The following is a 9,499-nucleotide window of genomic DNA, read 5'->3' as shown; positions in this document are numbered from 1 at the left end:
CCTCCTGGGAGGGGTTAGGGGTGGGTTCCGATTCCCGATTCCCGATTCCCGATTCGACCGTAGAGCACATTTAGCCCCTTCCGGGCATTGCGAATACTGGGATGATTGGGGTCTAACACTGGCGTGAGGATACTGAGAGATTTGTGGAAAAAGCTCACAGCTAGCTTTATCCAATTCCTTACTCTCTTCCGAGATCAGCCAAGCCAAGTCACTCAGGTACATTCCCACTTGGGGATGATTGTTGCCGTAAGTTGAGTTGAGGGACTTGATGCACTCTTGATACAATTCTATGGCCTCGGTCAACTTGCCCAGGGTTTTGTAGGTCAGTGCCAAACTTGCTTTATGCACTGCTAAGTTAGGGTGATTGGGACCGTAGAACTTTTCAATTACGTTAATCGCGTCCTGGTGAAATTGTTCTGCCTTATGATATTCCCCAGAATAGTATACTAAGGCAGACTAGGATAAGCAGGTGCACAAAATTAATTACACATTTTGCAAAACTCAAAGCATTACGATGTAAGGGTTACAGAGATTCGTAGTAGGAAATTAATTTTGTTTAGGTGCTTAAGTAGAAATTGAAAAATGACAACTGGTTTAAGCAACCCTAGTCTTATGACTCAAACCTTCACCACCCAACACCTTTCCCCAGATGCGATCGCTCAGCTTGTCCAGTATTTGCCTGACTACATAAAGGTTGCACTCCAGGAAAAGTCTACGGAATTGGAATGTTCCCTCGAAGCTACCATTGAAATGGCAATTGCAAACTTCCTAGACGAAGAAGCATTGAGCTTTGAGGATTGTCTACTCGCTCAACGTCTGAAAAATAAGAATCAAAATTGTCGATAAATAGAATAACTAAAGCGATTACGAATTTGTCGCTGTAACTGAATCCGAATGTAAACACTCACGCTGCCGTTGTCCTATTTTATAAGCACTTAAGTGTATATCTGGCGCGAGTTTTGAGAATTGTCAATTGATCCGCCTTTCCCAACAAGTCATCTAACTCAGCCACCTCATCAGTGCAGAGCAATGATTCTACATTTCTGGCCACTAAATCATCCAAACGAGTTTGATCTGCCACAGCCAATTTACAACTTGCCAGTGCTTCTAACTCATCTACACTCAAACCAAGTAAACACTCCTCATCCAACCCTAATGGATTAGCGAGTCGAGAATAGGTGTTCCAATCCAATAAAACCCCAACTCTTTCTCCCTGCTCATTCGTGACATACTGTAATAAACGTGTCATATCAAAAACCTTGATAAGATAATGTAATCCTATCTTAGCCCGTTCTGTGTACCTGATGGTTATGCAAACCGCCGTAAGTTATGTTGTCCACAGAAATGCAATTTTACCTAAATAAAGTAGTAGATGAATATGAGTTGATTCAATTTTTGTCTAAAAGCCTCGATTTAAGGTGTGAAACCTTAATCTATCCTGATAGTAAAGCCGAAGCATTTGTAATGATAAATGACTATGAAATAGGTTTTCCTATGGATATAACTATTTCCTATACAAAGGGAGTTTCACTAGGCAAAGACTATTTGTGGTTAGCGAAGCTTCTGGCTAGGCATTATCAAACTATGGTAGCAACAGATTTACCAGAAGGACATCGGGACAAAATGAATCCCTATTGTTGGTGTGTAGCAGAACCAAATGGTTATTTATTAGAAATGCTGGAAGACCTTTCAGATGTCGAAGACAGACAAGGGTTGCTACTAAATAGCGATTCCAAGAAATTACTGACTACAGTCGGAAAATTGGCTTAACAACCACTGGCTTTACTTGATCGGATTCAGCATATTAACCAAACAAGCACCATTATCACCTTACTGGACTGTTCCCTTTGCTATGCAATCCCATAGCCAGTATGTTGACGAATATCAGGGGGATGAAAAGCAAGAACAATCCTATCCTTCGGTACTCCTGTGGCAACCAATTCATCCGTGATACCATCCTCAATCCCATCGTAATGAATCCAGATTTTACCATCGCGGATTTCAGCATGAACTATAGTACCATATACACGGCAATGGTTTTCCCAGCCTTCATGGAGCAGCATAAAATGATTGCAATCGCTACTGATAATTACAGAGGTAGTTACATCACCATAACGGTAAGGAAGATTGGCGTAATACTTTAAAATATTTTCTAGGTTTTTACGCCATTGATCTAAGGGTTGATTTGTGGTTTCCATGTTCTGGGTTTTTAGGGAGCAGGGAGCAGGGAGCAGGGAGCAGGAAAACAATTCTGTGTACTTGATAGTTATGGAAACTGCCGTATTTTTCGGGTTAATCTGTAAATCTATTCTAACCCTTAACCTATACCAAAACCGGTAAACTCACGTACTTCAGGTTCATGAAAAGCTAAAACAATATCCTGTTTAGGCACTCCCATTTCCACTAATCGGTTGGCAAGTCCCTCTTCCGTGCCGTCATGCTGAATCCAGATTTTTCCACCCTTAATATCAACATGTAAAATACAGCCAAAATCACGTTTATTCCCACGCCAACCAACATAGAGCAGTTGGTAGTGATCTTGCTCTGTATCAAAGACGGTCTGAACCTCGTATTCTGGTGCAATTGTTTGCCGTGAAGCCCGTTGAGCACGTTCCGAAAGAAGATGTCGAATATACTGGCGATATTGCTCTACAGCCATTGAACAATTACCTCCTGTTTCACATCATAAATTAGTAATCTAATCTGATACGGCACGGTATCGTTTCTGGTTGAGTATGATGGGTGCGCCCTAAGCCACCTCAATATACTCACAGAATGACACTGATTCAGGAGCACTTAATCCATCTTCTTTCAATCCTTCCAAATGAAAAATCACTGCCTCAGTAATTAATTGTTTAACTTCTTCTAATGTTTCTGCCACCGCAACACACCCAGGAAGATCGGGAACATAAGCACCGTAGCTATTTTTTCCTTTTTCAATAACAACTGCATAGCGCATTAAATTTTGTCCTCCTCTATTTGAGCTTGTCGCCATATATTTTTAAGAGTCCCAATTGGAACCTCAAGACTTGATTTACCCGATACTGTTACCGTACCAGACTTTGAGGGATGCTTATATTGTCTATGACTTCCTCTTGTCCTAGCAAGATACCAGCCATCTCCCTCTAACACTTTAATCACTTCTTTGACTTTCATAATCTTGTGTTTTAAGGCGTTCGCGTAGCGTAGCCCAAAGGGCTAATCCCATTGATTGCCAGTGCGTAGGCCAAGCCCTAACTCTTTGGGCTAATCCCACGATCTTGTAGGGTGCGCCCTCGACAGGGTAACGCAGCAAGCCTAAAAGAGTAAAAAATTCCAACTTTTAACCAAACCAGCATCATTAGCACCGGTGGGTTGCTGAAAAGCTGGGATTGATGATCGTGATTTGTCTGCCATCATGGAAGTAACTCCTACTTGGTTGGGAGGAAAGCCGCGCTGGTAGTGATTAACGGTTCTGACCAGCGCGGCTATTAGTATCGGTCTTTACCTTCTATAGTATAGATAACTCCTCAAAAAAATGCAAGAGTTAAATGAATAATATTTACATTTATTTACAAATAGTGTAATTAGCTATTTATAGACTCAGTTAGGTGTTATTTAATTTGACAGTATTTTTAAATTTACTGATATAAAAAGGGAGCTTATGATCTAAAATTAGGGAGCATAGAGTAGGTAAGAGTTAAAGTACTAAAAAGCCTGTCTACATCATTAGAATAAAATGCGTTCGCGTAGCGGCTCAATGCTCACGCATCGCGTTTCCAAGATTATGCGATCGCATTCAGTGCCATACAAGATTACGCGATCGCATCGAGTGCTGTACAAGATGATGGGTAAGGATTTACCCGTCAGCTGACCGCTGACCGCTGACCGCTGATAGCAGTTACTCAGGCTATAGCTACTTCATTTGTAATTGTTGAATCAAAGGAGCACATTGATAAACCATAGCCGCTCGACTATCGACATCCAGCTTCAGGAAGATCCGACGTAGATGAGCAGAAACTGTCCATTCACTAATTTCAAGGTGTTTAGCAATTAGCTTATTAGACTGACCTGAAGCAACAAGAGTAACAATTTGTAACTCTCGTTCTGTTAAGAGACTAGCAAGATGAGATGTGGCGGAAGTAGTATTTTCTTCTGTAATTGCATAAACTTTTCCATTTACCTCCAGATAACCAACTGTATTCAAAGGACAACTGTTTTCAGGGAGTAAATTAGAGCTAGTCCCTGAACTACTTTGAAATTCGTGGTTTGTTTCACAAACTAAAAAACAAGAATTATTGATAAACAGCTTACCAATCACTTGATTTACTAACTCTGATTCTAGATCTTTACTAGCTAGATCTTGACCATAAAGAGTAAGATTACGTTTTTCTTTCATAAGAAAAATTTCAAGTACCTATAGACATCCTGTTTGATTGATCAGCGGAACCTGGGGAAAGATAAAAGTAAGCTATCAGCTATCAGCTATCAGCTATTAGCTATCAGCTATTAGCTATTAGCGGTCAGCGATTAGCGCTACGCGAACAGCTATTAGCTATCAGCTTATGGGCTACGGCTGACGGCTGTTCGCGTAGCGTGAGCTTTTAGCTCACCGCTGACGAACTTCGGAGCAGGGAATGATTGAGCTCCCCAAGACTGCGCTGCATAGCTTCGTTCCTTGAATTTGTCAACACCATTACACCGATTACTATAACTATTCACAAATGATTTAGGAAGATCAGATCCATGGATGGTCTGACCCCCCCTTCCATTTTGTTGAATAGCAATCAAAAAGGAATTAAATTGTTAAAAAACTTATAGTTTATCTAGGCTTTACAAATGATTTGTAAAACTATATTTTAATTTTTGATAATAAAAAAAACGCTGTATTCCTTATTGCTGTTAGCCGATCCGGACTTTTCTCTTCTCTAAAGGTTTTAGTTCTATGTTTATATCTCAAATGGAAAGACTATACCAGAACGCTTTAGTATTTATCCATAGATCTTCCTTCAACTCTGGGAAATTCCCCAAGTCTTCAGGCTCACAGGCAAAGTTATCGCTCCAAGACAGCTTAGACATTCTTTCAGATACTGGAAGTGCAGGTGTCACAAGATGTATAACACACAGATGAAGCCCTTCCCATAAAAGTTTTGCCAGTCCAGTGTAAATCATCAACTGGCGTAAGTAGTCCGATTCCAAAGCCACAATTCGATCCTGCCCACTGACCAGTTGGCAAGAAATTCCCAAGTTGTCCAAAGCTTTGCAGATATCTGGAGGACGATTATTACTAAAATCTGTAGGATTCTGATAGCTCAGTATAAAAGCAGAATCTAAACTCGCAGTTAGAGCTACAGTATCCCGGAATGACGCCATTAAAGTATCATTGGTCCCCTGTGACTGGTTAATGCGTCGATCTAATAAGCGTGCTAAATATTCCCATCGTGGCAAGAGCTTGGTAGTTGTACCTTTTGGCAGTAAAGACTCCCTGAGACTATCCCCCAGCCAGAATAGATTTAGTCCTAGCAAATCATTCTCGGTTTGTAATCCTTTCCACTCTTGAAGCGACCAAATCACACTCTCTAAGGTTGCTTTCTCCTGTTCAGATGCCTTTTCATTGAGAGTGCTTTTGGAAATCAGTAGTTCTGGTTGTTGTAAATAAAACTTAGTATTGTTAAGAATATGCCAAAGCTCTCTTGCTATCCAGAGTTCCATTATTTCTCCTAGCTGCTGAGCAATGTGGACTCCATAATAGGAGAGCGCCAAAGCTGGATCCAGTACACAGATCCATTGCTTGGAATCAAGTTGGCTGAAAAGGGGAGTTATGAGCATTTTCAAGACGTCACTCCCATTAAAATAGCAGTTTTTATCCCAATTCTGTAAATTACGGCTAGCCATCAATTTTATCTCCCCATTTCCCCATTTCCCTATCTCCCCATTTCCCCATCTACCCATCTACCCATCTCCCTATCTACAGAGGAATAGCGTTAATTTATCAATTTTGGATTTGAAAAACCAGTCACAGGATCTTGCTAGTCCAAATCGATTAGTTCAAATGAGCTAGTTGAACTTGACTAGCTAGAAAACGTGACTGGTAGAGGATGTCTGAAAGAATTAATAATAAATAAGTTTTCAAACACGCCCTAGCCTGTGAGAGTCTGGTGCGTGGCTGCTCAGTAAATCCAACCAGGTCAGTCAGGATGATTAGCGATCTGAGTCAAGTGTTGAGAAGAATTTTGGAACAGACCAGCCTATCGTCGAGGTTTCCAGAATTAGCGGAGGCTCAAATTTCCTTTGAGCGTCCCTCAGAATCGTTTAGTCCTGGACAGACGACGGTGAATTTATTTCTGTACGATATTCGGGAACACCTGGAACTACGTAATAATGAACCAACGATCGAGAGGCGCAATGGACAGGCAATTATTCATAATCCTCCAAAGCGCATAGCCTGTTCTTATTTAGTCACAGCTTGGCCCATTGGTGGCGAAGAATTACCCCTGCAAGAACACCGATTACTCAGCCAAGTGCTGCAAGTATTCTTAGCCTATCCAACTATTCCAGAAATACCTTTTTTAGAAAATACCCGACTTGCTGGGCAAGAACCAGCCTTACCAATGGTAACTGCTCAACTAGATGGAGTACAAAGCACTGCTGAGTTTTGGACTGCCTTGGGGAATCAATTACGTCCTTCCATCACAGTCACAGTAACCATTGCGATCAAGGAACTCTTTGAGCCAGAGCCAACCCCCATTGTCATTACTCAAAATTGGCAATTAGGTGAGCGGATTTCACCATCCTCACAACAACTGGTGCCAGGCACCGCACAAGGATTTTTCCGGATTGGTGGGCGAGTTACCGATGCTGACAATAAACCTGTTGTAGGCGCAACGGTTATTTTGGTTGAGTGTAATCTGAGCGCAGCCACTGATAAAGATGGACAGTACACCATCGGGGCAATTACCGCTGGTGCTTATACCTTACGGGTGCAGTTAGAAAATTTAGTACAGGAGGTTAATATCACTATCCCAGTAGAATCCCCAGCAAGTAATTACAACTTAGAGTTACAGCAGTAATTTTTGTGATGATCAAGGAGTAAGAATTATGCCACAGTATCTTTCGCCAGGCGTATATGTTGAATACGTGCCACCCGCTTCCCTACCCATTGCTGGAGTTGCAACCAGTGTCGCTGGGTTTATTGGTGTGGTAGCTGATAATGTTACTATGCCACAGCAACCAGGACAGTTTCAAAATGATAGTGATGGTAACCCTGTTTTAGATGATCAGGGTAATCCTGTTCCTGCCCCGTATGAGCTGACGACCGCAGGTGAACCAACATTAATTACCAGTTGGGAAGAGTTCAAAACTAGGTTTGGTGATTTCCAAGAGGGCAATAAAATCTTAGCCCATGGGGTGTATGGCTTCTTCTTCAACGGAGGTTCCCGTTGTTATGTACTGCGGGTTGCCGCTGCAACAGACATTGATAACCCGGCTGAAGAGTTAGAGAAGTTTGAAACAGAGGATGAAATCACCATTGTTGCCGTCCCTGGAGCAATAAGTCAAACTCAACACACTGCTATTATCGCTCACTGCGCCAAGATGGGAGACCGAGTGGCCGTCCTAGATGGCGATCAAACTAAAGAGCCAAGTGATGTAGAAAATATCCGTCCCGTTGGTCGTAGTCAGCAAGCCAGCTATGCTGCTATCTACTATCCTTGGATTAAAGTCTTTGATCCCGTTAGCAATGCCCCAGATACTATACCTCCTAGTGGTCATCTTGCTGGAATCTATGCTCGTAATGATGCCACCCGGGGAGTGTTTAAAGCACCTGCTAACGAAGTTATTGTTAATGCCCTCGATGTCAGTCGTCCCATTAGTAAAGCCCAGCAGGATGGTTTAAATCCGGAAGGGATTAACGTTATCCGTTCTTTCAAAGGCACCATTAAAGTCTGGGGAGCCCGGACTATGGCAGATGATGCTAATGCTGATTTTCGCTACGTCAGTACCCGTCGCTATTTCAACTACCTACAAGAGTCGATTGATGATGGTACTCAATTTGCTGTCTTTGAACCGAATAATCTAGCCCTGTGGCAACGGATTAAACGGACAGTAGGTGACTTCTTGTTAAATGAATGGCGCGATGGAGCTTTGTTTGGGGAAACACCAGAGCAAGCTTTCTTTGTTAAATGTGACGCGGAAACCAATCCCAAAGAAGTAAGAGAGTTAGGCCAAGTCGTTGCCCTGATTGGGGTAGCCATTGTCAAGCCTGCGGAATTTGTTATCTTCCGCATCCAGCAAACCGCTGGTGAGTAATAAGGCGAGTAATAAACTTTTGAACTAACTGGAAAGGAGATTTAGTCATGGCAAGAGTTGATCCCTATAAGAACTTTCGTTTCCTGATGGAAATTGATGGTATTGTTCAGGCAGGATTTTCTGAATGTAGTGGTTTTGGTTCTGAAGTAGAAGTCGTTGAATATCGTGAAGGTGGAGACGATGCTACAGTACGTAAGCTGCGAGGGAAAGCCAGTTACCCTGATATTTCCCTGAAATGGGGAATAACCGATTCCCGTGAACTCTATGACTGGCACTTAGCCGCAGTCAATGGAGAGGTTGAACGCAAAAATGGTTCCATCATTCTGCTTGATGATACCGGACAGGAGAAAGTACGCTGGAACTTCTTTAACGCCTGGGCTAGTAAGTATGAAGCACCTAGTTTGGATGCCAAAGGAAGTGATGTTGCCATTGATACCCTTACCGTGAGTTGTGAACGTCTGGAGCGGGTATAAATTATGACTAATCTCACCATGATGCCTGAGCAAGCAACAATGCTGCAAACTGAGTATGAGTTTACATTACCAGCAGGTTATGTGGACAAACAGGGGAATTTACATCGGGAAGGGACAATGCGATTGGCAACGGCTGCTGATGAAATTGTGCCCCTGAAAGACCCTCGCGTACAATCTAATCCAGCCTATTTAATTGTGATTCTGCTATCTCGGGTGGTCACCCGCATCGGTTCTGTTGAAATGATTAACCCAAAAGTGATTGAAGGGTTATTTGCCTCAGACTTGGCTTATTTGCAGGATCTGTACAATCGGATCAATGGCAATGGCATGCGATCGCTCCAGATTATCTGTCCCCACTGTGAAAAAGATTTTGCCGTGGAACTAGATATGTCGGGGGAATATTAGGCTACCCCCTGGATCAACTCCATCAGGAGGTAGCCTATCTGGCCTACCACTTTCATTGGCACTATGAATCTATCATGGCCATGGAACACAGTCAGCGACGACGGTGGGTGGAGGAAATTGCCCAGATTAATCGACGTTTGAATGCCCAAACCGGTCAGATAGAGTTTATCTGAAGGCTCACAGAATTAGCGATCGCTATTGAGCTGGGGTGCATCTGTTAAAAGCTACTTGACCTGGTGGGTGGAACGGGCATCTTGCCCGTTCAGATAGAGTTTATCTAAAGGCTCACAGAATTAGCGATCGCTATTGAGCTGGGGTGCATCTGTTAAAAGCTA

15 protein-coding genes and 1 pseudogene are annotated in these 9,499 nt (G+C 42.6%); 7 read left to right on the top strand and 9 right to left on the bottom strand.

All coding sequences use genetic code 11. The features are described from left to right. Window positions 1–432 (bottom strand): annotated as a pseudogene (locus tag AC4II3_RS19905) (tetratricopeptide repeat protein); the annotation flags it as partial. A gap of 150 nt (window positions 433–582) precedes the next feature. Here AC4II3_RS19905 and AC4II3_RS19900 point away from each other — a divergent pair. After that, a complete protein-coding gene (locus tag AC4II3_RS19900; protein WP_488014219.1) occupies window positions 583–846 on the top strand; it encodes a hypothetical protein in 264 nt (87 codons plus the stop codon). Window positions 847–925: 79 nt separating this feature from the next. Here AC4II3_RS19900 and AC4II3_RS19895 read toward each other — a convergent pair whose 3' ends face one another. Then, entirely contained in the window at window positions 926–1,249 is a 324-nt protein-coding gene (locus AC4II3_RS19895; RefSeq protein ID WP_488014217.1) for a hypothetical protein, read from the bottom strand. Between the two features lie 80 nt (window positions 1,250–1,329). Between AC4II3_RS19895 and AC4II3_RS19890 the strand changes: the two genes are divergently transcribed. Beyond that, window positions 1,330–1,770, top strand: coding sequence for a hypothetical protein (locus AC4II3_RS19890; protein ID WP_488014215.1), 441 nt, complete (start codon window positions 1,330–1,332; stop codon window positions 1,768–1,770). Between the two features lie 80 nt (window positions 1,771–1,850). Here AC4II3_RS19890 and AC4II3_RS19885 read toward each other — a convergent pair whose 3' ends face one another. The 7 genes from AC4II3_RS19885 to AC4II3_RS19855 all read right to left on the bottom strand — a co-directional run bounded on the left by AC4II3_RS19885 (window position 1,851) and on the right by AC4II3_RS19855 (window position 5,931). Continuing rightward, window positions 1,851–2,198: an element excision factor XisI family protein gene (locus tag AC4II3_RS19885; RefSeq protein WP_488014213.1), complete on the bottom strand. Its 348-nt coding sequence runs from the start codon at window positions 2,196–2,198 to the stop codon at window positions 1,851–1,853. Between the two features lie 119 nt (window positions 2,199–2,317). Continuing rightward, on the bottom strand, window positions 2,318–2,659 hold the full coding sequence (locus AC4II3_RS19880; protein WP_488014211.1) for an element excision factor XisI family protein: 342 nt from the start codon (window positions 2,657–2,659) through the stop codon (window positions 2,318–2,320). 90 nt (window positions 2,660–2,749) lie between these two features. Then, entirely contained in the window at window positions 2,750–2,959 is a 210-nt protein-coding gene (locus tag AC4II3_RS19875) for a type II toxin-antitoxin system HicB family antitoxin (RefSeq protein WP_488014210.1), read from the bottom strand. After that, window positions 2,959–3,156, bottom strand: coding sequence for a type II toxin-antitoxin system HicA family toxin (locus AC4II3_RS19870; protein WP_488014208.1), 198 nt, complete (start codon window positions 3,154–3,156; stop codon window positions 2,959–2,961). Before AC4II3_RS19870 ends, AC4II3_RS19875 begins: the two co-directional genes overlap by 1 nt. Before the next feature lie 739 nt (window positions 3,157–3,895). Then, window positions 3,896–4,378, bottom strand: a complete 483-nt coding sequence (locus tag AC4II3_RS19865; RefSeq protein ID WP_488014207.1) for a response regulator transcription factor — start codon at window positions 4,376–4,378, stop codon at window positions 3,896–3,898. 164 nt (window positions 4,379–4,542) lie between these two features. Beyond that, the gene (locus AC4II3_RS19860) at window positions 4,543–4,701 is read right to left on the bottom strand and encodes a hypothetical protein (RefSeq protein WP_488014205.1); all 159 of its coding nucleotides are present in this window, start codon (window positions 4,699–4,701) and stop codon (window positions 4,543–4,545) included. A gap of 234 nt (window positions 4,702–4,935) precedes the next feature. After that, entirely contained in the window at window positions 4,936–5,931 is a 996-nt protein-coding gene (locus AC4II3_RS19855) for a hypothetical protein (RefSeq protein WP_488014203.1), read from the bottom strand. Between the two features lie 245 nt (window positions 5,932–6,176). On the opposite strand from AC4II3_RS19855, the gene AC4II3_RS19850 reads away from it, so the two are divergent. The 5 genes from AC4II3_RS19850 to AC4II3_RS19830 are packed head-to-tail and all read left to right on the top strand — an operon-like array spanning window position 6,177 to window position 9,337. Then, a complete protein-coding gene (locus AC4II3_RS19850) occupies window positions 6,177–7,049 on the top strand; it encodes a Pvc16 family protein (protein WP_488014202.1) in 873 nt (290 codons plus the stop codon). A 28-nt stretch (window positions 7,050–7,077) separates the two neighbouring features. Continuing rightward, the gene (locus AC4II3_RS19845) at window positions 7,078–8,286 is read left to right on the top strand and encodes a phage tail sheath family protein (protein ID WP_488014200.1); all 1,209 of its coding nucleotides are present in this window, start codon (window positions 7,078–7,080) and stop codon (window positions 8,284–8,286) included. 47 nt (window positions 8,287–8,333) lie between these two features. Continuing rightward, window positions 8,334–8,759, top strand: a complete 426-nt coding sequence (locus AC4II3_RS19840) for a phage tail protein (protein ID WP_075898052.1) — start codon at window positions 8,334–8,336, stop codon at window positions 8,757–8,759. 39 nt (window positions 8,760–8,798) lie between these two features. Beyond that, window positions 8,799–9,164, top strand: coding sequence for a hypothetical protein (locus tag AC4II3_RS19835; RefSeq protein WP_070396564.1), 366 nt, complete (start codon window positions 8,799–8,801; stop codon window positions 9,162–9,164). Further along, complete coding sequence (locus AC4II3_RS19830) at window positions 9,158–9,337, top strand: DUF6760 family protein (protein ID WP_083305059.1); 180 nt, start codon at window positions 9,158–9,160, stop codon at window positions 9,335–9,337. Before AC4II3_RS19835 ends, AC4II3_RS19830 begins: the two co-directional genes overlap by 7 nt. The last annotated feature ends 162 nt before the right edge of the window (window positions 9,338–9,499 follow it).

This window comes from Moorena sp., assembly GCF_982860115.1.
Note: the sequence above shows the minus strand (reverse complement) of the source record. Positions and strands in the feature narration are given on the sequence as shown.

Bases quoted from the DNA above. Each gene is read 5' to 3' on its own strand.
- AC4II3_RS19855 (WP_488014203.1), bottom strand. From the start codon at position 5,931: ATGGGTAGATGGGGAAATGGGGAGATAGGGAAATGGGGAAATGGGGAG.
- AC4II3_RS19840 (WP_075898052.1), top strand. From the start codon at position 8,334: ATGGCAAGAGTTGATCCCTATAAGAACTTTCGTTTCCTGATGGAAATT.
- AC4II3_RS19885 (WP_488014213.1), bottom strand. From the start codon at position 2,198: ATGGAAACCACAAATCAACCCTTAGATCAATGGCGTAAAAACCTAGAA.
- AC4II3_RS19890 (WP_488014215.1), top strand. From the start codon at position 1,330: ATGTTGTCCACAGAAATGCAATTTTACCTAAATAAAGTAGTAGATGAA.
- AC4II3_RS19850 (WP_488014202.1), top strand. From the start codon at position 6,177: ATGATTAGCGATCTGAGTCAAGTGTTGAGAAGAATTTTGGAACAGACC.
- AC4II3_RS19895 (WP_488014217.1), bottom strand. From the start codon at position 1,249: ATGACACGTTTATTACAGTATGTCACGAATGAGCAGGGAGAAAGAGTT.
- AC4II3_RS19870 (WP_488014208.1), bottom strand. From the start codon at position 3,156: ATGAAAGTCAAAGAAGTGATTAAAGTGTTAGAGGGAGATGGCTGGTAT.
- AC4II3_RS19875 (WP_488014210.1), bottom strand. From the start codon at position 2,959: ATGCGCTATGCAGTTGTTATTGAAAAAGGAAAAAATAGCTACGGTGCT.
- AC4II3_RS19835 (WP_070396564.1), top strand. From the start codon at position 8,799: ATGCTGCAAACTGAGTATGAGTTTACATTACCAGCAGGTTATGTGGAC.
- AC4II3_RS19900 (WP_488014219.1), top strand. From the start codon at position 583: ATGACAACTGGTTTAAGCAACCCTAGTCTTATGACTCAAACCTTCACC.
- AC4II3_RS19845 (WP_488014200.1), top strand. From the start codon at position 7,078: ATGCCACAGTATCTTTCGCCAGGCGTATATGTTGAATACGTGCCACCC.
- AC4II3_RS19880 (WP_488014211.1), bottom strand. From the start codon at position 2,659: ATGGCTGTAGAGCAATATCGCCAGTATATTCGACATCTTCTTTCGGAA.
- AC4II3_RS19865 (WP_488014207.1), bottom strand. From the start codon at position 4,378: ATGAAAGAAAAACGTAATCTTACTCTTTATGGTCAAGATCTAGCTAGT.